Annotated in this window: 19 protein-coding genes; 10 read left to right on the top strand and 9 right to left on the bottom strand. The window is 71.5% G+C overall.

All coding sequences use genetic code 11. From position 1 onward, the window contains the following. The first annotated feature begins 6 nt into the window (after positions 1–6). The 6 genes from ACFYW5_RS28375 (at position 7) to ACFYW5_RS28350 (ending at position 8641) form a co-directional block, all read left to right on the top strand. Complete coding sequence (locus ACFYW5_RS28375; RefSeq protein ID WP_389420082.1) at positions 7–1104, top strand: substrate-binding domain-containing protein; 1098 nt, start codon at positions 7–9, stop codon at positions 1102–1104. Positions 1105–1287: 183 nt separating this feature from the next. Further along, positions 1288–2079 carry an ATP-binding cassette domain-containing protein gene (locus tag ACFYW5_RS28370; RefSeq protein WP_383314236.1) on the top strand — a complete coding sequence of 264 codons (792 nt, stop codon included), beginning with the start codon at positions 1288–1290 and terminating at the stop codon, positions 2077–2079. Next, a complete protein-coding gene (locus tag ACFYW5_RS28365; protein WP_389419932.1) occupies positions 2076–3368 on the top strand; it encodes a sugar ABC transporter permease in 1293 nt (430 codons plus the stop codon). The genes ACFYW5_RS28370 and ACFYW5_RS28365 overlap by 4 nt, the downstream gene beginning before the upstream one ends. A 191-nt stretch (positions 3369–3559) precedes the next feature. Beyond that, entirely contained in the window at positions 3560–5476 is a 1917-nt protein-coding gene (dxs, locus tag ACFYW5_RS28360; protein ID WP_389419931.1) for a 1-deoxy-D-xylulose-5-phosphate synthase, read from the top strand. Positions 5477–5614: 138 nt separating this feature from the next. Then, positions 5615–7138, top strand: coding sequence for an amino acid permease (locus ACFYW5_RS28355; RefSeq protein ID WP_389419930.1), 1524 nt, complete (start codon positions 5615–5617; stop codon positions 7136–7138). Between the two features lie 75 nt (positions 7139–7213). Beyond that, positions 7214–8641 carry a glycosyltransferase family 39 protein gene (locus tag ACFYW5_RS28350; protein WP_389419929.1) on the top strand — a complete coding sequence of 476 codons (1428 nt, stop codon included), beginning with the start codon at positions 7214–7216 and terminating at the stop codon, positions 8639–8641. Here ACFYW5_RS28350 and ACFYW5_RS28345 read toward each other — a convergent pair whose 3' ends face one another. Continuing rightward, entirely contained in the window at positions 8642–9010 is a 369-nt protein-coding gene (locus ACFYW5_RS28345; protein ID WP_389419928.1) for an NTP pyrophosphohydrolase, read from the bottom strand. A 51-nt stretch (positions 9011–9061) separates the two neighbouring features. On the opposite strand from ACFYW5_RS28345, the gene ACFYW5_RS28340 reads away from it, so the two are divergent. After that, on the top strand, positions 9062–10075 hold the full coding sequence (locus ACFYW5_RS28340) for a hypothetical protein (protein ID WP_389419927.1): 1014 nt from the start codon (positions 9062–9064) through the stop codon (positions 10073–10075). A gap of 54 nt (positions 10076–10129) precedes the next feature. Here ACFYW5_RS28340 and ACFYW5_RS28335 read toward each other — a convergent pair whose 3' ends face one another. From ACFYW5_RS28335 to ACFYW5_RS28315, 5 genes are all read right to left on the bottom strand, one after another. Next, on the bottom strand, positions 10130–12259 hold the full coding sequence (locus ACFYW5_RS28335) for a 3-hydroxyacyl-CoA dehydrogenase NAD-binding domain-containing protein (protein ID WP_389419926.1): 2130 nt from the start codon (positions 12257–12259) through the stop codon (positions 10130–10132). Continuing rightward, complete coding sequence (locus ACFYW5_RS28330) at positions 12256–13476, bottom strand: thiolase family protein (protein ID WP_389419925.1); 1221 nt, start codon at positions 13474–13476, stop codon at positions 12256–12258. The genes ACFYW5_RS28335 and ACFYW5_RS28330 overlap by 4 nt, the downstream gene beginning before the upstream one ends. A gap of 200 nt (positions 13477–13676) precedes the next feature. Next, entirely contained in the window at positions 13677–14987 is a 1311-nt protein-coding gene (locus ACFYW5_RS28325; RefSeq protein WP_389419924.1) for a ribonuclease D, read from the bottom strand. Between the two features lie 173 nt (positions 14988–15160). Continuing rightward, positions 15161–15823: a response regulator transcription factor gene (locus ACFYW5_RS28320; RefSeq protein ID WP_053751649.1), complete on the bottom strand. Its 663-nt coding sequence runs from the start codon at positions 15821–15823 to the stop codon at positions 15161–15163. Between the two features lie 232 nt (positions 15824–16055). Further along, positions 16056–16727, bottom strand: coding sequence for a DUF3000 domain-containing protein (locus ACFYW5_RS28315; protein ID WP_389419923.1), 672 nt, complete (start codon positions 16725–16727; stop codon positions 16056–16058). A 129-nt stretch (positions 16728–16856) separates the two neighbouring features. Between ACFYW5_RS28315 and hemE the strand changes: the two genes are divergently transcribed. Further along, positions 16857–17912 (top strand): uroporphyrinogen decarboxylase, encoded by a 1056-nt coding sequence (gene hemE, locus ACFYW5_RS28310; RefSeq protein WP_389419922.1) that lies wholly within the window; start codon positions 16857–16859, stop codon positions 17910–17912. Position 17913: 1 nt separating this feature from the next. Here the strand turns inward: hemE and ACFYW5_RS28305 are convergent, their stop codons facing one another. Then, positions 17914–18735 (bottom strand): rhomboid family intramembrane serine protease, encoded by an 822-nt coding sequence (locus tag ACFYW5_RS28305; protein WP_389419921.1) that lies wholly within the window; start codon positions 18733–18735, stop codon positions 17914–17916. 95 nt (positions 18736–18830) lie between these two features. Here ACFYW5_RS28305 and ACFYW5_RS28300 point away from each other — a divergent pair, with 95 nt between their 5' ends. After that, positions 18831–19124, top strand: coding sequence for a hypothetical protein (locus ACFYW5_RS28300; protein ID WP_389419920.1), 294 nt, complete (start codon positions 18831–18833; stop codon positions 19122–19124). Here the strand turns inward: ACFYW5_RS28300 and ACFYW5_RS28295 are convergent. Next, complete coding sequence (locus tag ACFYW5_RS28295) at positions 19121–20518, bottom strand: FAD-dependent oxidoreductase (RefSeq protein ID WP_389419919.1); 1398 nt, start codon at positions 20516–20518, stop codon at positions 19121–19123. The two genes, ACFYW5_RS28300 and ACFYW5_RS28295, sit on opposite strands and share 4 nt — an antisense overlap. A gap of 39 nt (positions 20519–20557) precedes the next feature. Next, entirely contained in the window at positions 20558–21463 is a 906-nt protein-coding gene (locus tag ACFYW5_RS28290) for a DUF4349 domain-containing protein (RefSeq protein ID WP_389419918.1), read from the bottom strand. Between the two features lie 171 nt (positions 21464–21634). Between ACFYW5_RS28290 and hemG the strand changes: the two genes are divergently transcribed. Then, positions 21635–23092 (top strand): protoporphyrinogen oxidase, encoded by a 1458-nt coding sequence (gene hemG, locus ACFYW5_RS28285; RefSeq protein WP_389419917.1) that lies wholly within the window; start codon positions 21635–21637, stop codon positions 23090–23092.

Genomic DNA, 23092 nt, shown 5'->3' with positions numbered 1-23092 from the left:
ACGCGTATGCGTCGTGCCGCCGTCGCCGTTGCCGCTGGTGCAATGGCCGTCTCGCTGGCCGCTTGTGGCAGCGCCGATGAAGCGGGCGACAGTGACTCCACCAAGTCGGCCGCCGCGAAGGGCGACGACATCAAGGTCGGTCTCCTCCTTCCGGAGAACCAGACCGCCCGCTACGAGAAGTTCGACCGCCCGCTCATCGAGAAGAAGATCGGCGAGCTGACGAACGGCAAGGGCGAGGTCGTCTACGCCAACGCCAAGCAGGACGCGAGCCAGCAGGCCCAGCAGGTCGAGTCGATGATCACCAACAAGGTGGACGTGATCATCCTGGACGCGGTCGACGCCGCGGCCATCAAGAGCTCGGTGCAGAAGGCCAAGGACGCGAACATCCCGGTCGTCGCCTACGACCGCCTGGCGCAGGGCCCGATCGACGCCTACACGTCCTTCGACAACGTGACGGTCGGCAAGACCCAGGGCGAGGCCCTCCTGGAGGCCCTTGGCGACAAGGCCAAGGACGGCCAGATCGTCATGATGAACGGTTCCTCCACGGACCCGAACGCCGCCCAGTTCAAGGAGGGCGCGCACTCCGTCCTCGACGGCAAGGTGAACGTCGGCAAGGAGTACGACACCAAGGAGTGGAAGCCGGAGAACGCCAACGCCAACATGGAGGGCGCGATCTCGGCGATCGGCAAGGACAAGATCATCGGCGTCTACTCCGCCAATGACGGCATGGCCGGCGGCATCATCACCGCCCTCAAGGCCGCCGGCATCGACGTCCCGGTGACCGGTCAGGACGCCGAGCTCGCGGGTGTGCAGCGCATCGTCTCCGGTGAGCAGTACATGAGCGTCTACAAGCCGTACGCCCCTGAGGCCGACGCCGCCGCCGAGATGGCCGTCGCGCTCGCCCAGGGCAAGTCGCTCGACTCGATCGCCAAGGACAAGGTCGACAGCCCCACCAACAAGGGCATCCCGTCCGTCCTGGTCGACGTCACCTCGCTGACCAAGGAGAACATCAAGGACACCGTCGTCAAGGACGGCGTCTACACCGTCGCCGAGATCTGCACCGCCAAGTACAAGGCGGCCTGCGAGAAGATCGGCCTCGAGTAAACAGCACCGAGTCCCTTCACACGTACGGGAACTCAACCCCTTGAGTTCCGGTACGGGACTTGATGCCCCAGGCTCCTCCGGCGCCCCGCGCACTCGACAGCCCCGCAAGCTCGGCGCGGGGCGCCGGACGGAATTCCCCCTCATTCTTTGCACAACCTCCCGCCGGGTCAGGCGGCGAAGGAGATGGTTCACGTGTCCGCTACGCCCGTGCTGGCGTTGCGCGGGGTCTCCAAGCGATTCGGTGCCGTTCAGGCGCTCACCGACGTAGAGCTTGAGGTCCACGCCGGTGAGGTGGTCGCCCTGGTCGGCGACAACGGCGCCGGAAAGTCCACGCTGGTCAAGACGATCGCCGGCGTGCACCCCATCGATGACGGCGTCATCGAGTGGGACGGCAAGCCCGTAACGATCAACAAGCCGCACGACGCCCAGAACCTGGGCATCGCGACGGTCTACCAGGACCTCGCGCTGTGCGACAACATCGATGTCGTCGGCAACCTCTACCTGGGCCGGGAAGTCCGCAAGCGCGGCATCCTGGACGAGGTGGAGATGGAGCGCCGCTCCCGCGAGCTGCTGGACACGCTGTCGATCCGCATCCCCAGCGTCCGCATCCCGATCGCCTCGCTCTCCGGCGGTCAGCGCCAGACGGTCGCCATCGCCCGCTCCATGCTGGGCGAGCCCAAGCTGGTCATCCTCGACGAGCCCACCGCCGCCCTCGGCGTCGAGCAGACCGCCCAGGTCCTCGACCTGGTGGAGCGGCTGCGCGAGCGCGGGCACGCCGTCATCCTCATCAGCCACAACATGGCGGATGTGAAGGCGGTGGCCGACAAGGTCGCCGTCCTGCGCCTCGGGCGCAACAACGGCGTCTTCGAGGTCAAGTCGACCTCGCAAGAAGAGATCATCTCCGCCATCACCGGCGCCACGGACAACGCCGTGACCCGTCGTGCGGCGCGCTCCACTGGGGAGATCAAGAAGTGAGCATCGACAAGACCTCCACACCGCCCGAGGACCACGCGGTGGAGAACCCCGAGGCGGCGGCCGCGGCCGTGACCGTCGTCGACCCCCGTCTGCTGGTGCGTGAGCAGGGCCTCGCGGGCTACGTCTCCGAGTTCAAGCGCAAGATGAAGGCCGGCGACCTGGGTTCCATCCCGGTCGTCATCGGCCTGGCGGTCATCTGGATCATCTTCCAGAGCCTGAACTCCAACTTCCTCACCGCGGGCAACCTCTCCGACATCTCCGTCGCCATGGTCGGCACGGGCATGATCGCCGTCGGCATCGTGTTCGTCCTGCTGCTCGGCGAGATCGACCTGTCGGTCGGCTCGGTCTCCGGTGTCGCGGGCGCCTCCTTCGCGGTGCTGAACGTCACCAACGGCATGAGCGAGTGGCTCGCCTTCGTGCTGGCCATCCTCACCGGTACGGCCGCCGGCGCCATCCACGGCTTCTTCTTCGCGAAGATCGGCGTCCCCGCCTTCGCCGTGACCCTGGCCGGTCTGCTGTTCTGGAACGGCTTCATGCTCAGGATCCTGGGCGACAGCGGCACCATCAACCTGGACAGCGACGGCCTCGTGGGCAAGCTGACCGGTTACTACTTCTCCGACGTGGCCGCCGCCTACGGTCTCGCCATCGCCGCGACGGTGCTGTTCTTCCTCAGCTCCTTCTACGACAACCGCCGCCGCGAGGCCGCGGGCGTGCCGTCGAGGCCCCTGAGCGACACCATCCTGCGCACCGCGCTGCTGGGGATCGTTTCCTTGGCCGTGGCCATGGTCTACAACTCGCACAAGGGCCTGCCGCTCGCCGTGGTCCTCTTCATCGCGGTCCTGCTGCTCACGGACTTCGTCCTGCGCCGCACCGCCTACGGCCGCAAGGTGTTCGCGCTCGGCGGCAGCGTCGAGGCGTCCCGCCGTGCCGGTATCAACGTCGAGATGGTCCGCATCTCGGTCTTCGCGATCTCCGGCACCTTCGCGGCCATCGGCGGTCTGTTCATCGCCTCCAAGATCGCCTCCGCGAACCAGGGCGCCGGCGCCGGTGACCTGCTGATGAACGCCATCGCGGCGGCCGTCATCGGCGGCACCTCGCTCTTCGGCGGCCGGGGCCGCACCTGGAACGCCCTGCTCGGTGTCCTCGTGATCGTCTCCATCCAGTACGGCCTGGCCCTGGAGGGCATCGCCTCCCCGGTCCAGTACATGATCACCGGTGGTGTGCTGCTGGCGACCGTCGTCATCGACGCGGTGACCCGCAAGACCCAGAAGACCGCCGGTCGCGCGTAGCGCCTCGGTCGGTCCTGTTGCCCGGTGCCCCCAGGGGTACCGGGCAACAGCCATGTCGTAGGAACGCCGCATTATGGGTACAGCCGACGCGTGACCCACGACGCACCGCCCGGGCGCAGGCCGCAAGGGCGGAACATTAGACTCGACAAGCCCGGCAACAGCTCGAACAGCTCTACTGCAAGGAGGCACGGGTGCCGCTGCTGACCCGCATCAGGGGACCGCGCGATCTGGACCGGCTCAGCCTGGAGCAGCTGGACCAGCTGGCAGAGGAGATCCGGACCTTCCTCGTCGACGCCGTCTCCAAGACCGGCGGCCACCTCGGCCCCAACCTCGGTGTGGTCGAGCTGACCATCGCCCTGCACCGGGTCTTCGAGTCGCCCAAGGACAAGGTGCTCTGGGACACCGGCCACCAGTCCTACGTCCACAAGCTGCTCACCGGCCGCCAGGACTTCTCCCGGCTGAAGATGAAGGGCGGCCTGTCCGGCTACCCCTCGCAGGCCGAGTCCGAGCACGACGTCATCGAGAACAGCCACGCCTCGACGGTCCTCGGCTGGGCCGACGGCCTGGCCAAGGCCAACCAGATCCGTAAACGCGACGACCGCGTCGTCGCCGTGATCGGTGACGGCGCCCTCACCGGCGGCATGGCCTGGGAAGCGCTGAACAACATCGCCGACGGCGACCGCCCGCTGGTCATCGTCGTCAACGACAACGAGCGCTCCTACGCGCCGACCATCGGCGGCCTCGCCAACCACCTGGCGACCCTGCGCACCACCGACGGCTACGAGCGCTTCCTGGCCCGCACCAGGGAGGTCCTGGAGCGCACCCCGGTCGTCGGCAAGCCGCTCTACGAGACCCTGCACGGCGCCAAGAAGGGCCTGAAGGACTTCATCGCCCCGCAGGGCATGTTCGAGGACCTCGGCCTGAAGTACGTCGGCCCCATCGACGGCCACGACATCGAGGCCCTGGAGTCGGCCCTGGCCCGCGCCAAGCGCTTCGGCGGCCCCGTCATCGTGCACTGCCTCACCGAGAAGGGCCGCGGCTACCAGCCCGCCCTCCAGGACGAGGCGGACCGCTTCCACGCCGTCGGCAAGATCCACCCCGACACGGGCCTGCCGATCGCGACCGCCGGCGCCGACTGGACCTCCGTCTTCGGCGAGGAGATGGTCGCGCTCGGCAAGGAGCGCGAGGACATCGTCGCCATCACCGCCGCCATGCTCCAGCCGGTCGGCCTCGACAAGTTCGCCAAGGCGTTCCCCGACCGGGTCTACGACGTCGGCATCGCCGAGCAGCACGGCGCCGTCTCCGCGGCGGGCCTGGCCACCGGCGGGGTGCACCCGGTCTTCGCGGTGTACGCCACCTTCCTCAACCGCGCCTTCGACCAGGTCCTGATGGACGTGGCCCTGCACAAGTGCGGGGTGACCTTCGTGCTGGACCGGGCCGGCGTCACCGGCACCGACGGCGCCTCCCACAACGGCATGTGGGACATGTCGATCCTCCAGGTCGTGCCCGGCCTCAGACTCGCCGCCCCGCGCGACGCCGAGCAGGTCCGCGCCCAGCTCCGCGAGGCCGTCGAGGTCAAGGACGCGCCGACCGTGGTCCGCTTCTCCAAGGGCGCCGTCGGCCCCGCCGTACCCGCCGTGGGCCGCGTCGGCGGCATGGACGTGCTGCGCGAGCCGGGCACCGACCGGCCCGACGTGCTGCTCGTCTCGGTGGGCGCCCTCGCCCCGATGTGCCTGGAGATCGCCGGTCTGCTCGACCGGCAGGGCATCACCACCACCGTCGTCGACCCGCGCTGGGTCAAGCCCGTCGACGAGTCCATGGCCCCGCTCGCCGAGCGGCACCGCGTGGTCGTCACCGTCGAGGACAACTCCCGCGTCGGCGGCGTCGGCTCGGCCGTCGCCCAGGCGCTGCGCGACGCCGGTGTCGACGTCCCGCTGCGGGACTTCGGCATCCCGCCGCGCTTCCTCGACCACGCCTCGCGCGCCGAGGTGCTGGCGGAGATCGGCCTGACCGCCCCCGACATCGCCCGCCAGGTCACCGGACTCGTCTCCAAGCTGGACGGCCGGTTCGACCGGGCCGCGGCCGAAGTGGAAGCCGCCCGCGACTGAGTACCGCCGAATGGGCCGGTTCCGCCCCCCTACGAGGTGGTGGAACCGGCCCATCCGTGTGACCTCGCTGGTGTCCGGGCATACCGACGACGCCCCCTCTCGATCATGTCGAGGACGACAAGCGTCGGAGGTACGCCCATGAGCAGCACCCTCTTCCGGACGAAGAAGGTCGAGCAGTCCATCCTCGATACCGAGGAACCCGAGCACGCACTCAAGAAATCCCTGTCCGCGCTCGATCTGACGGTCTTCGGCGTCGGTGTCATCATCGGCACCGGAATCTTCGTCCTGACCGGCACCGTCGCCAAGAACAACGCCGGACCCGCCGTCGCGCTGGCCTTCGTCGCGGCCGGCGTCGCCTGCGCGCTCGCCGCGCTCTGCTACGCCGAGTTCGCCTCCACCCTGCCGGTGGCGGGATCGGCGTACACCTTCTCCTACGCCTCCCTCGGCGAACTGCCCGCCTGGATCATCGGCTGGGACCTCGTGCTGGAGTTCGCGCTCGGTACGGCGGTGGTGGCGGTCGGCTGGTCCGGCTACATCGCCTCGCTGATGGACAACGCGGGGTGGCAGCTGCCCGCCGCGCTCGCCTCCCGGGACGGGGCCGACGGGTTCGGCTTCGACATCCTCGCCGCCGCGCTCGTGCTGGTGCTCACCGCGATCCTGGTGCTCGGCACCAAGCTCTCCGCGCGGGTCACCTCGGTGGTCGTGGCCATCAAGGTGACGGTCGTGCTGACCGTGATCATCGCGGGCGCCTTCTTCATCAAGGGCGCCAACTACGACCCGTTCGTCCCCAAGGCCCAGCCGGTGGACGCGGGCGACAGCCTGGACGCGCCGCTGATCCAGCTGATGTTCGGCTGGGCGCCCTCCAACTTCGGCGTGATGGGCATCTTCACCGCGGCCTCCGTCGTCTTCTTCGCCTTCATCGGCTTCGACGTCGTCGCCACGGCCGCGGAGGAGACCAAGAACCCGCAGCGCGACATGCCCCGGGGCATCCTCGGATCGCTCATCATCTGCACCGTCCTGTACGTCGCGGTGTCCATCGTGGTGACCGGCATGCAGCACTACAGCGACCTGTCCATCACCGCTCCGCTCGCCGACGCCTTCAAGGCCACCGGGCATCCCTGGTTCGCGGGCTTCATCAGCTTCGGCGCCGCGGTCGGCCTGACGACGGTCTGCATGATCCTGCTCCTCGGCCAGACCCGGGTGTTCTTCGCGATGAGCCGCGACGGACTGCTGCCGCGCTTCTTCTCCCAGGTCCACCCGAAGTTCAAGACCCCGCACCGGCCCACCATCCTGCTCGGTGTGCTCATCGCGATCCTCGCCGGCTTCACCCCGCTGAGCGAACTGGCCGAACTGGTCAACATCGGCACCCTGTTCGCCTTCGTGGTCGTCGCCATCGGCGTGATCATCCTCCGCCGCACCCGCCCCGACCTGCACCGGGCCTTCCGCACCCCCTGGGTGCCGCTCATCCCGATCCTGTCGGTGTGCGCCTCGCTGTGGCTGATGCTGAACCTGCCCGCCGAGACCTGGCTCCGGTTCGCGCTCTGGATGGCGGCCGGCTTCATCGTCTACTTCCTGTACGGCCGCGGCCACAGCCGGCTGGGCCGCGCCGAGGAGACCTCGGTCGGCCAGGTCGTGCAGCCGCCCCGGGGTGACGCCGAGTAGCGTCCCCGGTTCGCCGCCCCGGCCCCGTATGTCCCGCTCAGGCAGGGACTGCGGGGCCGGATAGCGTGCACTTCCATGTACGCCGAGCCCCTCGCCCAGCAACGCTCCGTGACGCCGCCGCAAGCCGGCCGGGGCTACTGGCGCCGGCTGCTGCCCCTGCTGACGGCGCTCGCCTGTCTCACCCGCGTCCCGTCCTTCGCCCATCCCCTCTGGAACCCGGACGAGGGGTACCTGGCCGTACAGGCACGCATGCTGGCCCACGGCGGAGAGCTGTACGAGACGGTCGTGGACCGCAAGCCGCCGCTCGTACCCTGGCTCTACCAGGGGGCGTTCGCGCTGGCGGGCTCGGACTCGCTGGTGTCGGTGCGGCTGCTGGCCGTCCTGGCCCAGCTGCTGACCGCGGCCCTCCTCGCCGCACTGGCCCGCCGTCGCTGGGGCGACACCGCTGGCCGCACGGCGGGCGTGCTGTTTCTGCTGATCTCCGTCGGCCTGAACCCCGAGGACGCGCAGGCGGCCGGGTTCGAGGTGTTCATGCTGCCGTGCACGGCAGCCGCCATGTGGTGCGCGGGCCGGGGGCGCTGGGCGGCGGCGGGGGCTGCCGTCGGCTGCGCGTTCCTCGCCAAGCAGACCGGCGGGGCGGTGCTGCTGCCGGTGCTGTGGCTGTGCGGGGCGTCCTGGGGCGGGCTGCTGCGGCTCGGGGCGGGGGCGCTGGCGCCGGTGCTGTCGGCGGCGGTGCTCACCGACCCGGCGGGCTTCGTGTTCTGGACGGTCACCGGATCGGGCGCGTACGCCTCCTTCACCGGCTCCGAACTCCACGTCCTGACCCGGGCGGTGGCGAACACCGCGATCCTGGCGGTGGCCTGCGCGGGACTGCTCCCGCTGGCGGCGCGGGCCCGTACCGCGGCGGCGGACCTGTGGCTGTGGCTGGCGTCCGCGGCCGGGGCGGTCGCCCTGGGCTTCCACTTATTCGGCCACTACTACCTGCAACTGACCCCACCGCTCGCCCTGCTGGCGACAGCGGCACTGCGCACCCTGCCCCCGGCCCGCCGGACCCGCGCCCTCGCGACCTCGGCCTGCTGCTGCGCCCTGTTCCTGACCTGGGGCCTGCTCGCCCCCCGCCCGGAGCTGACCCACGCCCAGCGCCTGGCGGACGCGATCAGCCGCCGCACCGCACCGGACGACCGGATCCTGCTGTGGGGGATACACCCGGAGACGTACTGGTTGGCCCACCGCGCCCCGGCCACCCGCTATCTGACGGCGGGTCTCCTGACGAACTACAGCGGCGGCCGGGACGGCCCGTCAGTGGGCGAGAAGTACGCGATGCGGGGCGCCTGGGCCACGCTCCACCGCGAACTGGCCACCCGCCCGCCCCGGTTGATCGTCGACGACTCCCGGGGCAAGCCCTACGCCCCGGACCGGATCAGGTCCCTGCGCCGGGTGCTGGCCGGGTACGAGGAAGTGGCGGTGGTGGACGGTGCCGTACTGCACGCCCCGGCGCGGTAGTCACGGCCGTACCGTCCGCGGTCCCGCCACCTCAGCCCCCAGCTCCGCCACCCGCCGCCGCAGCTCCCGGTCCGCCGTCACCACCAGGCACGGGCGCCCGTCCGCCCGCCCGGCGACCAGGTCCACCATGTGGTCGTCCCCGCTGCCCGCGGCGGACTCCACCCGCACCCCCGCCACCGACGACACCCCCCGGGCCGCCCCCTCCACCACCAGCACGATCTCGGCGGGCCCCGGCCGCCCCGGCACTCCGTCCGCCGCCAGCCGGTCCCGCAGCCGCTCGGCGGCCCCCTTGCGGTCCCGCCACCAGCCGTCCGGCACCGACCCGACGACGTTCGCCGCGTCGACGATCACCAACAAGGCACACTCCATGGCCCCAGGGTCGCACGCGGTGCCCGGGACGCCCCCGTTTAGAGTGATCCGGTGAACGGCGACTGGCTCATACGCGGTCGAGATGGCCGCCTCAGCGTCTACTGGTACACCCAGGACGCCGTCCTGTGCCGTGCGGAGCACGTCCCCGGGGGCACCTGGGACGCCCCGCGCCGGGTGGGCGGCGAGCAGAAGGTGCAGCCCGGATTCGCGCTGGGGCAGGGCGCGGACGGGTACGCCCACCTGGTGGGCTGGCGGTCCACTCGTGCGGGTGAATCGGGCCTGGTGCACTCCACGCACTTCCGCCCGCTGCTGGCCGCCCTGGACTGGCTGCCCGTCGGCCACCCGAACAAGCAGGGCGAGCGCACCGGCACCCCGGCCGTCGCCGTCGACACGGAGGGCCGCGCCTACCTCTTCGTCCGCAACCGCGGCCAGGGCGTGCACACCGTCAACCAGAAGGAACGCGGCGGCTGGAACGGCTGGCACGACCTGAAGGGCTCCAAGGTGGCGGAGCAACTCGTCGCCGTCACCGCGGAGTCGGGCCTGGTCCAGGTGTACGCGACCGGTCCCGTCGGCGTGCTGCGCTGGCTCCAGCAGGAGCCGGGCGGCCGCCCGGTCGCGGCCGACCCCTTGGCGGTGTCCCTCGCCCCGGGCACCCTGAGCGCCCTGCCGACCTCGAAGGAGCACACCACGCTCTTCTACACCGACCCCGAGGGCATGCTGTACGCCTGGCGGCCGGACGGCGACCCGATGCCCCTGCTCGCCGCCGCGGGCCCCGGCCGGGTGTCCGCCGTCCGCTGTGTGCTGGACGGCCACGACTGCACCCTGCTCGCCCAGCGCTCCTCCTCCGGCCGGGTCGCGTTCGCCGCGTATCCGACGGAGCGGGAGTCGGCGGGTCTGTGGTGGACGGAGTCGGGTCCTGCCCTGCCGGCGGGCACCCGGGTCGCCGTGGCGGAGGACGCGGCGGGCCGGGTGGTGGCCGCCAGCCTGACGCCGGACGGCGTCCTGCGCCTGGCCCGCCAGAAGGACGAACCGGGTCTCGTGCTGGCCGCCTGGCAGGAGGTCTGAGGAACGCGCAGAGGGCCCCCGCCGACCGGCGGGGGCCCTCTGCGTTCAGCGCTGTTACGCGGGGACCGAAGCCACGCCCGGCGCGAGGAACTTCTTGCCGTTCACGCGCTCCGAGACACCCTCACGGTCCAGGTACGGCGTGATGCCGCCCAGGTGGAAGGGCCAGCCGGCGCCCGTGATCAGGCACAGGTCGATGTCCTGGGCCTCGGCGACGACACCCTCGTCGAGCATGAGCCCGATCTCCTGGGCGACGGCGTCGAGCACCCGCTCGCGGACCTGCTCCTCGGTCAGGACGACATCGCCCTGCTTCAGCAGCGCGGCGACCTCCGGGTCCAGCTCCGGCTTGCCGGAGTCGTAGACGTAGAAGCCGCGCTTGCCCGCCTTGACGACGGCGGCGAGGTTCGGGGAGACCGTGAAGCGGTCCGGGAAGGCCCGGTTGAGGGTCTCCGAGACGTGCAGGCCGATCGCGGGACCGACCAGCTCCAGCAGCACCAGCGGGGACATCGGCAGACCGAGCGGCTCGATGGCCTTCTCGGCGGTCTCGACCGGGGTGCCCTCGTCGATGACGTTCTGGATCTCGCCCATGAAGCGGGTGAGGATGCGGTTCACGACGAACGCCGGGGCGTCCTTCGTCAGCACCGCGGTCTTCTTCAGCTTCTTGGCGACGGCGAACGCCGTGGCCAGCGAGGCGTCGTCGGTCTGCTCGCCGCGGACGATCTCCAGCAGCGGCAGGATCGCGACCGGGTTGAAGAAGTGGAAGCCCACGACCCGCTCGGGGTGCTTCAGCTTCGACGCCATCTCGGAGACCGAGAGCGAGGAGGTGTTGGTGGCGAGGATCGCGTGCGCCGGGGCGACCGCCTCGACCTCCGCGAACACCTGCTGCTTGACGCCGATCTCCTCGAACACGGCCTCGATGACGAAGTCCGCGTCGGAGAAGCCCTCGGCCTTGTCCAGCACACCGGTGACCAGGGCCTTGAGGCGGTTGGCCTTGTCCTGGTTGATACGGCCCTTGCCGAGCAGCTTCTCGATCTCGGCGTGGACGTAGCCCACACCCTTGTCGACGCGCTCCTGGTCGATGTCGGTCAGCACGACCGGCACCTCCAGGCGGCGCAGGAAGAGCAGCGCGAGCTGGGAGGCCATCAGACCGGCGCCGACGACACCGACCTTGGTGACCGGGCGGGCCAGGTTCTTGTCCGGGGCACCGGCCGGGCGCTTGCCGCGCTTCTGCACCAGGTTGAACGCGTAGATGCCGGCGCGCAGTTCGCCACCCATGATCAGGTCGGCGAGCGCCTGGTCCTCGGCGTCGAAGCCCTGCTGCAGGTCGCCGTTCTTGGCGGCGGCGATGATGTCCAGGGCGCGGTAGGCGGCCGGGGCGGCGCCGTGCACCTTGGAGTCGGCGATGAAGCGGCCCTTGGCGACGGCCTGGTCCCACGCCTCGCCGCGGTCGATCGCCGGGCGCTCGATGACGATTTCGCCCTTGAGGACGCTCGCGGTCCAGATCAGCGACTGCTCCAGGAAGTCCGCGCCCTCGAAGAGGGCGTCGGCGATCCCGAGGTCGAAGACCTGCTCGCCCTTGAGCTGCTTGTTCTGGTTGAGGCTGTTCTCGATGATCACCGAGACGGCCTTCTCGGCGCCGATCAGGTTCGGCAGGATCGTGCAGCCGCCCCAGCCGGGCACCAGGCCGAGGAAGACCTCGGGGAGCGAGAACGCGGGGAGCGCCTTGGAGACGGTCCGGTACCGGCAGTGCAGACCGACCTCGACGCCACCGCCCATCGCGGCGCCGTTGTAGTACGCGAAGGTCGGCACCGCGAGACCCGCGAGGCGCTTGAAGACCTCGTGGCCGCCCTTGCCGATGGCCAGCGCGTCCTGGTGCTCCTTCAGCAGCTCGACGCCCTTGAGGTCGGCGCCGACCGCGAAGATGAACGGCTTGCCGGTGATGCCGACGCCGACGATCTCGCCGGCCGCGGCCTCCGCCTCGACCTGGTCGATGGCGGTGTCCAGGTTGGCCAGCGACTGCGGGCCGAAGGTGGTCGGCTTGGTGTGGTCGAAGCCGTTGTCCAGCGTGATCAGGGCGAAGCGCCCGGCGCCGGACGGCAGGTCGAGGTGGCGTACGTGCGCGGACGTGACGACCTCGTCGGGGAACAGCTCGGCCGCGCCCTTCAGGAGCTCAGCGGTGGTGCTCACTTGTTGCCTCCGTCGAAGTGCGGGTTCTCCCAGATGACCGTCGCGCCCATGCCGAAGCCGACGCACATGGTGGTCAGGCCGTAGCGGACGTGCGGCTGCTCCTCGAACTGGCGGGCCAGCTGCGTCATCAGACGCACACCGGAGGAGGCCAGCGGGTGCCCGAAGGCGATGGCGCCGCCGTACTGGTTGACGCGCGCGTCGTCGTCCGCGATGCCGTAGTGGTCGAGGAAGGCCAGGACCTGGACGGCGAAGGCCTCGTTGATCTCGAAGAGGTTGATGTCCTCGATCGACAGGCCCGCCTTGGCGAGGGCCTTCTCGGTGGCCGGGATCGGGCCGTAGCCCATGACCTCCGGCTCGACGCCCGCGAAGGCGTAGGAGACCAGGCGCATCTTCACCGGGAGGTCGTGCTCCCGGGCGAACTCCTCGGAGGCGATGATCGAGGCGGTGGCGCCGTCGTTCAGACCGGCCGCGTTGCCGGCGGTGACCCGGCCGTGGACGCGGAACGGGGTCTTCAGACCGGCCAGGTTCTCCAGCGTGGTGCCCGGGCGCATCGGCTCGTCGGCGGTGACCAGGCCCCAGCCGGTCTCACCGGCCTCCGGGTTGGTGCGGCGCACCGAGACCGGCACCAGGTCGGCCTGGATCTTGCCGTTGGCGTACGCCTTGGCGGCCTTCTCCTGCGAGCGCACGGCGTACTCGTCGGCGCGCTGCTTGGTGATGTGCGGGTAACGGTCGTGCAGGTTCTCGGCGGTCATGCCCATGAACAGCGCCGACTCGTCCACCAGCTTCTCGCTGACGAACCGCGGGTTGGGGTCCACGCCCTCGCCCATCGGGTGGCGGCCCATGTGCTCGACACCACCGGCGATGACGGCGTCGTAGGCACCGAAGGCGATGGAACCGGCGACGGACGTCACCGCGGTCAGGGCGCCGGCGCACATCCGGTCGATCGAGTAGCCGGGAACCGACTGCGGCAGACCGGCGAGGATGCCGGCCGTGCGGCCGAGGGTCAGGCCCTGGTCCCCGATCTGCGTGGTCGCGGCGATGGCGACCTCGTCGATCTTCTTGGGGTCGAGACCGGGGTTGCGGCGCAGCAGCTCCCGGATCGCCTTCACGACGAGGTCGTCGGCGCGGGTCTCGTGGTAGATGCCCTTCGGGCCCGCCTTGCCGAACGGGGTGCGGACGCCGTCGACGAAGACGACGTCCCTGATGGTACGAGGCACGATGGCTCTCCTCCAGAATGCGGGACTGCACTGCTGCGGCACGCATGCACTGAGCGCGCGCTTACAACCATGCTACTTATGAGTAACGTAGCTGCCCAGTCCCGCGGAACCAAGCGGCGAAGGTCACACCGCGGGGTGTCGTCGGCGGACCTTGGCGCGATCTCGACGTCGTCGGCCCTCCCGCGCGGTGCCTCCCGGCCCTACGCCTGGGCCGACAGCGCGGCCACCAGCACCGGCGTGACCTGCTCCACCTGCCACGGCCGGGCCCCGTACCCGGCGAGGGCGGCCCCCACCGTCTCGGTGTCCACGTCCTTCGGCGGCTCCCAGCACACCCGGCGCACGGTGTCCGGGGTGATCAGGTTCTCCTGGGGCATGTTGAGCCGTTCGGCGAGGGCGGAGACCCCGGCGCGGGCCGCCGACAGCCGGGCCGCGGCGGCGGGGTCCTTGTCGGCCCACGCGCGCGGCGGCGGCGGACCGGTCACCGGCTGCCCGGGTTGCGGCAGCTGCGACTCGCTGAGCAGCCTGGCCCGGTCGACGGCCGCCTGCCACTGCTCCAGCTGCCGCCGGCCCGTCCGGTGCCCGAAGCCGTTGAGCGCGGCCAGCGCGTGCACATTGGCGGGCAGCGCCAGCGCGGCCTCCACGATCGCGGCGTCCGACAGCACCTTGCCGGGCGACACGTCCCTGCGCTGGGCGATCTTGTCCCGGGTCTCCCACAGCTCGCGCACCACGCCGAGCTGCCGGCGGCGGCGCACCTTGTGCATCCCGGAGGTGCGGCGCCAGGGGTCCTTGCGCGGCTCGGCCGGCGGCGCGGAGGCGATCGCGTCGAACTCCTGGCGGGCCCACTCCAGCTTGCCCTGCCGGTCGAGGTCCTTCTCCAGCGCGTCGCGCAGGTCGACGAGGAGCTCCACGTCCAGCGCGGCGTACCGCAGCCACGGCTCGGGCAGCGGGCGGGTGGACCAGTCGACGGCGGAGTGCCCCTTCTCCAGCACGAAGCCGAGCACGCTCTCGACCATCGCGCCGAGCCCGACCCGGGGGAACCCGGCGAGCCGGCCCGCCAGCTCGGTGTCGAACAGCCGGGTGGGGACCATGCCTATTTCCCTGAGACAGGGCAGATCCTGGGTCGCGGCGTGCAGCACCCACTCGGTGCCGGACAGCGCCACACCGAGACCGGAGAGGTCGGTGCAGGCGACGGGGTCGATCAGCGCTGTGCCCGCGCCCTCGCGGCGCAGCTGCACCAGATAGGCGCGCTGTCCGTAGCGGTAGCCGGAGGCGCGCTCGGCGTCCACGGCGACGGGTCCCGATCCGGCGGCGAACGCTTCGATGACGCGGGCGAGGGACTCCTCGTCGGCGATCACCGGCGGAATGCCTTCGCGCGGTTCCAGCAAAGGGGTGGGTTCGGGGTCGGCCGCCCCGCCCGGCGCCCCCGTAACAGAAGATCCGCCGTCGTCCGGAGGGGCGCCTCCGGTGGTTCGCAGTGAGCTGTCTGCTGCGGTGTCTTGGGCGTCGGTCACCTGTCAAGGGTATCCGTGTATGGACAGCGCCCGTCGACGGAACGTTCCGTCGACGGGCGCTTGGGGGTCGTAAACCAGTCAGGTCGGTGCATCGTCCGGTTCACGACGGGTGGAGCACGGGCGGGGCGGGCCGGCGGCCGGTCCGTTCACGTCCGTGAAGGGCGGTCGGGGAGTCAGTGGATGATGCCGGTGCGCAGGGCGACGGCGACCATGCCGGCACGGTCGCCCGTGCCGAGCTTGCGGGCGATTCGGGCGAGGTGGCTCTTGACGGTCAGCGCGGACAGGCCCATCGAGACTCCGATGGCCTTGTTCGACTGGCCCTCCGCCACCAGCCGCAGCACCTCGACCTCACGGCCGGACAGTTCGCGGTAGCCGCCCGGGTGGCTCGGGGCACCCGGGGGGCGGCGGTGCATACGGGCGGCGGCGGCGCCGATGGGGGCGGCACCGGGCCGGGTGGGGAGCCCGACGTTGGTGCGGGTGCCGGTGACGACGTAACCCTTCACGCCTCCGGCCAGCGCGTTGCGTACGGCGCCGATGTCGTCGGCCGCGGAGAGGGCGAGGCCGTTGGGCCAGCCCGCGGCGCGGGTCTCGGACAGCAGGGTCAGGCCCGAGCCGTCGGGCAGGTGGACGTCGGCGACACAGATGTCGCGGGGGTTGCCGATGCGGGGACGAGCCTCCGCGACGGACGAGGCCTCGATGACGTCTCTCACACCGAGCGCCCACAGGTGGCGGGTGACGGTGGAGCGGACGCGGGGGTCGGCCACGACCACCATGGCGGTCGGCTTGTTCGGGCGGTAGGCGACCAGGCTTGCGGGCTGCTCGAGGAGAACGGACACCAGGCCTCCTGGGGTGCGGACGGCTTTGAAGGTCAAAGACGTCTTCGGCACCGAACGCGGAGTCCTTTAGACAATGATCACGATCTAGTGAGTAACAATTAGTGCAATTCGGACGTACGGTCGATCGTTCGGTGAACGAATCGGTTCGTTCGAGTGTCTGTGATGACTGAAAGTGGCCGTATCGACAAAGTGATGCCCACGCCATCGCCCTCATGCACCCGTCCCGGCACCGCTACCGCGACTGCGGTCCCCTCCGCTGCGGCAGCGTCACCACCGCCGCGTCCCCGGGACCGGCCGGCGGCAGCCCCGCGACCTGCGCGAGCAGATCCGCCCAGGACGCCAGATGCGCCGCGGTGTCCGGCACCCCGCCCAGCCCCTCGCGCGGGGTCCAGGAGGCGCGGATCTCGATCTGTGAGGCGGAGGGGCGTTCGGACAGGCCGCCGAAGTAGTGCGAACTCGCGCGCGTGACGGTGCCGCTGGGTTCGCCGTACGTCAGTCCGCGCGCCTGGAGCGCGCCGGTCAGCCACGACCAGCACACCTCCGGCAGCAGCGGGTCCGCCGCCATCTCCGGCTCCAGTTCCGCCCGCACCAGCGTCACCAGCCGGAACGTGCCCCGCCAGGCGTCGTGCCCGGCCGGGTCGTGCAGCAGCACCAGACGTCCGTCGGCGAGATCCTGGTCGCCGTCGAGGACGGTCGCCTCCAGCGCGTACGCGTGCGGGGCGAGCCGCTGCGGGGCGCGCGTCGGCTCCACCTCGATCTGCGGCCTCAGCCGACTGCCGCGCAGGGCCTGGACCGCGGCCTGGAACGCCGACGGAACCGCCGTCCCGCTCCCCTCCCGGTTACCGTCCTTCGCCTCGTCCATCCCACCAGTGCCGTCCGAGAGTCGTTCCTGAGCCGCAGCCATGCCGGAAGATTAAGGGGAACCGGGCCCCGGCGCTGGCCTAGACACCCGTGATCTTCCGGGGCGGCGACGGGACAGGGGCCCCGGGAGCGGGGGACAGCGCACCCTTGCCCCCGTGCGAGACTTTCCGACGTGAGTGCACACGAGACGACGCCGACCGCCACGCACGACTCCGCCTTCCTGAGGGCCTGCCGCCGCGAACCCGTGCCGCACACGCCCGTGTGGTTCATGCGCCAGGCCGGGCGCTCCCTGCCGGAGTACCGCAAGGTCCGCGAGGGCATCCCGATGCTCGAGTCCTGCATGCGCCCGGAGCTGGTCACCGAGATCACCCTGCAGCCCGTGCGCCGGCACCACGTGGACGCGGCGATCTACTTCAGCGACATCGTCGTCCCCCTCAAGGCCATCGGCATCGACCTCGACATCAAGCCCGGCGTCGGCCCGGTCGTCGAGAACCCGATCCGCACCCGCGCCGACCTGGCCCGGCTGCGCGACCTCACCCCCGAGGACGTCTCCTACGTCACCGAGGCCATCGGCCTGCTCACCCGCGAGCTCGGCTCCACCCCGCTCATCGGTTTCGCCGGCGCGCCTTTCACCCTCGCGAGCTACCTCGTCGAGGGGGGCCCGTCCCGGACGTACGAGAACGCCAAGGCGATGATGTACGGCGACCCGGAGCTCTGGGCGGAGCTGCTCGACCGCCTCGCCGACATCACGGCCGGCTTCCTGAAGGTCCAGATCGAGGCCGGCGCCTCCGCGGTCCAGCTCTTCGACTCCTGGGTCGGCGCGCTCGCCCCCGCCGACTACCGCCGCTCGGTGATGCCCGCCTCGGCCAAGGTCTTCGAGGCCGTCGCCGGATACGGCGTCCCGCGCATCCACTTCGGTGTCGGCACCGGTGAACTGCTCGGCCTGATGGGCGAGGCCGGCGCGGACGTCGTCGGCGTCGACTGGCGCGTCCCGCTGGACGAGGCCGTCCGCCGGGTCGGCCCCGGCAAGGCGCTCCAGGGCAACCTCGACCCGACCGTGCTGTTCTCCACCACCGAGGCCGTCGAGGCGAAGACGCAGGAGGTCCTCGACGCCGCGGCGGGCCTGGAGGGCCATGTCTTCAACCTCGGCCACGGCGTCATGCCGCACACCGACCCGGACTCCCTGACCCGGCTCGTGGAGTACGTCCACACCCGCACCGCGCGCTGACTCACCACGTCTGGCGGGGCCGGGCGCGTCTGCCGAACAGCAGGCCGCGCGGCTCCGGCGGCGGCGGTGTGCCGGGCTTGAGCGGCCAGGCGAGCAGCATGCCCGCGAGGAAGCCGACGACATGCGCGGTGTACGCGATCGTCCCGGCCTCCGAGATGCCCTCGCCGGACGAGTACACCGCCTGGAGGCCGAACCAGAAGCCGAGCACCATCCAGGCCGGCAGTCTCAGCGGCAGGAAGACCAGGAACGGCACCAGCACCCACACCCTGGCCTTCGGATACAGCACCAGATAGGCGCCCAGCACCCCGGCGATCGCGCCCGAGGCGCCGATCAGCGGGTCGCCGGAGTCGGCGTTGAGCAGCGCGAAGCCGTAACCGGCCGCGTAGCCGCACACGACGTAGAACAGCACGTACCGCACATGGCCCATGCGGTCCTCGATGTTGTTGCCGAAGATCAGCAGGAAGAGCATGTTGCCGAGCAGGTGCAGCCAGCCGCCGTGCAGGAACATCGCCGTGAAGACCGACAGCAGCGGTGACTTGTCGTAGCCCGGCTCGCCGACCACGCAGCCGGGGCCGTGCGGGCCGACCGAGACGTCGCCGGTGGGGACCAGGCGGGGCAGCTGACCGTGGATCAACTCCCGTGGCACCGCGGCGTACTGGTCCAGCAGCGCGTGCAGCTCGCAGGTCTGGGCCAGGCGGCTTTCCCAGGGCATGCCCACCGTGCCGGGCAGGGCCAGGAAGACGAAGACGTTCGCGGCGATCAGGCCGTACGTCACGTACGGGGTGCCGCGTACGGGGTTCACGTCATGGACGGGGATGACCACGAGTGACTTCTTCCCTGGATGCGGTCCCGGAATCGGTGAACGCCGGGGCCGTTGCGCGCGTATGGCTTGTCGACCGGACTACGGGAGGACAGGCGATGAACGAAAGAGTTGCTCCGTCGATGCACGCGCTGCCGGACGGTGAGGCCGAGCTCTCCGTGGTGGTGCGGCTCCCCTGGGAGGACGTGGCGCGGCTGGGCCAGGAGGCCGGCCGGCTGGCCGCGCAGACGGGGCGTCCGGTGACGCTCGACGAGGCGGTGAGCCATCGGCTGCGGTCCGTGCGGCCGCCGGCCGCGCATGCCAGGCCGGGCACGGGCACGGGGGAGCAGCCGGCGGCCGCCCCCGCCGGCGCGTCGGTGGCGTCGCTGCCGAGGATCAGCGGCTCGGCCTAGGAGTCCTCGGACACGGCCCTCGCCGCCTTGCGGGCCGCCACCAGGACGGGGTCCCACACCGGGCTGAACGGCGGGGCGTAGCCGAGGTCCAGGGCCGTCATGCGGTCCACCGTCATCCCCGCGGTCAGGGCCACCGCCGCGATGTCCACGCGCTTGGCGGCGCCCTCCCGGCCGACGATCTGCACGCCCAGCAGTCGGCCGGTGCGACGCTCGGCGAGGATCTTGACCGTCATCGGGGAGGAACCGGGGTAGTACCCCGCCCGGCTGGTCGACTCGATGGTGGCCGTGACGTACTGCAGGCCGGCCCGGCGCGCGTCTTTCTCGCGCAGGCCCGTGCGGGCGATCTCCAGGTCGCAGACCTTGCTGACCGCGGTGCCGACCACACCGGGGAAGGTGGCGTAGCCGCCGCCCGCATTGGTGCCGATGACCTGCCCGTGCTTGTTGGCGTGGGTGCCCAGCGCGATGTGGCGCTCCTGACCGGAGACCAGGTCCAGGACCTCCACGCAGTCGCCGCCCGCCCAGATGTTCTCGTGTCCGCGCACCCGCATCGCGAGGTCCGTCAGCAGCCCCTGGTGCCGCCCCAGGGGCAGCCCCGCCCGGCGCGCCAGTGTCGTCTCCGGGCGGACCCCGATGCCGAGCACGACGACGTCCGCCGGGTACTCGGCGTCCTGCGTCACGACCGCGCGGACCCGGCCGTCGTCGCCGGTGCGGATTCCGGTGACCTCGGCGCCGCCGACCATGGTGATGCCGAGGCCCGTCATGGCCTCGTGCACCAGGCGGCCCATGTCCGGGTCGAGCGTGGACATCGGCTCCTCGCCGCGGTTGACGACCGTCACCTCGTACCCGCGCTTGATCAGCGCCTCGGCCATCTCCACCCCGATGTAACCGGCGCCGACCACGACCGCGCGCCGCCCACGCGTGCGTGCCAGCGTGTCCAGCAGCGCCTGCCCGTCGCCCAGGCTCTGCACCCCGTGCACCCCCGGCGCCTCCACGCCCGGCAGGTCGGGGCGGACCGGCCGCGCACCGGTGGCGATCACGAGCTTGTCGTACGACGTCCAGGACTCGGCCCCGGAATCGACGTCACGCGCGCGTACCCGCTGCCCGGCCGGGTCGACCTCCACGACCTCGGTGCGCATGCGCAGATCGATGTCCCGCGCGCGGTGCTCCTCGGGCGTCCGGGCGATCAGCTCGTCGCGCCCGGCGACGTCGCCGCCGACCCAGTACGGGATGCCGCACGCCGAGTACGAGGAGAAATCGCCGCGTTCGAAGGCCACGATCTCCAGTTCGGCGGCGCCCTTCATGCGCCGTGCCTGCGACGCCGCGGACATCCCCGCGGCGTCGCCGCCGATCACGACCAGCCGTTCCCTCGGACCCCGCCCACGCTTCATGTTCATGCGAACACGCTACGGGCGCAGATCATTTCGGGCTCGCGGTCAGTCCTCCTCGCGCGCGGGTGCCGGGCGCGGGGTCAGCCGGGGCTGCACCAGCCGCAGCCAGAGCACGATCAGCAGGGCCGCACCCACGGCGAACGGCAGGACCGCCGCCACGGCCATGACGATCCAGCGCAGCATCGTCACGAAGGCGTCCCAGCCGCCCGTGAGCGCGTCCATCACCCCGGGGTCGTCGTCCTCGGCCACCGCCTTCTTCACCGGTGTCTCGGACAGCGACAGGGTGATGGTGGCCAGGCTCGTGCGGTCCTTCAGGGAGGCCTGCTGGGCCAGCAGCGACTCCAGGTCCGCCTGGCGGGTGCTCAGTTCGCCCTCCAGCGTCACCACGTCGGTCAGCTTGGTGGCCTGGTCCATCAGCGCGCGGATCCGGGTCACGCTGGCCCGCTGCGACTTGATGCGGCTCTCCACGTCGACGACCTGCTCGGTGACGTCCTGCGCCTTGGCGGTGCGGTCGAGCAGCTTGCCGGTGCCCTCCAGGTCGGCGAGGACGTCCGCGTAGGAGCCGACGGGGACGCGCAGCACGACGCGGGTGCGCTCCCTGCCGTCCTGGTCGCGGGTGGTCGTCTCGTTGCCGACGTAGCCGCCCGCGTTCTCGGCGGTGGCGCGGGCCTCGTCGAGGGCCTTCGGTACGTCCTTGACCTGCACGGTCAGCGACGCCGTACGGATGATGTGGCTCGCGGTGATCCTGGGCGGGGCATCCGCCCTCTCGGCGCCTGACTGGCCGGAGGCCGCCGCGCCCGCGGCGCTGTCCGCCTGGGACTTGGCGCCCTCGTTGCTGCCGGCGGAGTCGCCGGAGTCGGCGCCGCCGGTGCATCCGGTCAGCGCCAGGGCTGCCGCCAGCAGAACGCCGGCGACGGCATGGGCAGGTCGTACGGAACGTGGTGCGCGCATGGTGTGTTACCCCCCGAGGGTCGTGACGGCTGATGCTTCTTCGACGCCGCAGGAGGCCCGGACGTTGGCCTCCGGTGGTTCCGATGCGGTCACGGTCGGGACTCGGGCCGGGCACGCGAAGGGCCGGACGGCGTCGGCGGGAGTGTCAGTGGCGTTTGAGAGAGTGGGCTCATGCACGCAGCGGACACTCCAGCGGAACACGGACAGGTCGTCGTCATCGGCGCCGGGATCGCCGGCCTCGCGGCAGCCCACCGGCTGCTGGCCGAGGGCAGCCGGGTGACCGTGCTGGAGGCATCGGACCGGATCGGCGGCAAGCTGCTGCCCGGCGAGATCGCGGGCGTCCGGGTGGATCTTGGCGCCGAGTCGATGCTGGCCCGCCGCCCTGAGGCCGTGGGACTCGCCCGCGAGGCCGGTCTCGCCGAGCGCCTGCAGCCCCCGGCCACCGCCACCGCCTCGCTGTGGACCCGCGGCGCCCTGCGCCCCATGCCCAAGGGCCATGTCATGGGCGTGCCCGGCACCGCCGCCGCCCTGGCCGGCGTTCTGTCCGACGAGGGCCTGGCCCGTATCGAGCGCGACGCCGCACTGCCCCGCACCGAGGTCGGTGACGATGTGGCGGTCGGCGCGTACGTGGCGGAGCGGCTGGGCCGCGAGGTCGTCGACCGGCTGGTCGAGCCCCTGCTGGGCGGGGTGTACGCGGGCGACGCCTACCGCATCTCGATGCGCTCGGCCGTCCCGCAGCTCTTCCGGGCCGCGCAGGCCCATGACTCCCTGACCGAGGCGGTCCGCGCGATCCAGGCCGGTGCGGCGGCGGCTCAGCACAGCGGCCCGGTGTTCATGGGCATCGAGGGCGGCATCGGCACGCTTCCGCTCGCCGTCGCTCAGGCGGTGCGGGCCAGGGGCGGCGAGATCGTCACCGGCGCGCCGGTGACCGGGCTGCGCCGCGAACCGGACGGCTGGCGGGTCGTCACCGGCGAGCGGACGCTGCGCGCGGACGCCGTCGTCGTCGCCGTACCCGCGCGGGCCGCCGCCGACCTGCTGCGCGCCGAAGCCCCGGCCGCCGCGAGCGAACTGGCCGCCGTCGAGTACGCCTCCATGGCCCTGGTCACCCTGGCTTACCGGCGCGCCGGCACCGCACTGCCCGCCGGCAGCGGCTTCCTGGTGCCGCCCGTCGACGGCCGCACCATCAAGGCGTCGACCTTCGCCTCCCACAAGTGGGCCTGGATCGCCGACCAGGACCCGGACGTGCTGGTGCTGCGCACCTCGGTCGGGCGGTACGGCGAGACGGAGATCCTGCAGCGGGAGGACACCGACCTCGTCGAGGTCTCCCGGCACGACCTGGAGGCGGCGACCGGCCTGACCGCCACTCCGCTCGCCACCCGCGTCACCCGCTGGACCGACGGCCTGCCCCAGTACCCGGTCGGCCACCACGCGCGCGTGGCCCGCATCCGCGACCACCTGGGCAAGGTGCCGGGCCTGGCGGTGTGCGGCGCGGCCTACGACGGCGTGGGCATCCCGGCGTGCATCGCGAGCGCTTACGCGGCCGTCGACCAGATCCACGGTGATCTGCGCGCTGTGCAGCAGCTCACCGCCCACCCGGTGCAGAGTCTGCACGGAGGAGCAGGAGAATAA

The organism is Streptomyces sp. NPDC002779 (genome assembly GCF_042888685.1).
Classification (GTDB): domain Bacteria; phylum Actinomycetota; class Actinomycetes; order Streptomycetales; family Streptomycetaceae; genus Streptomyces.
Note: the sequence above shows the minus strand (reverse complement) of the source record. Positions and strands in the feature narration are given on the sequence as shown.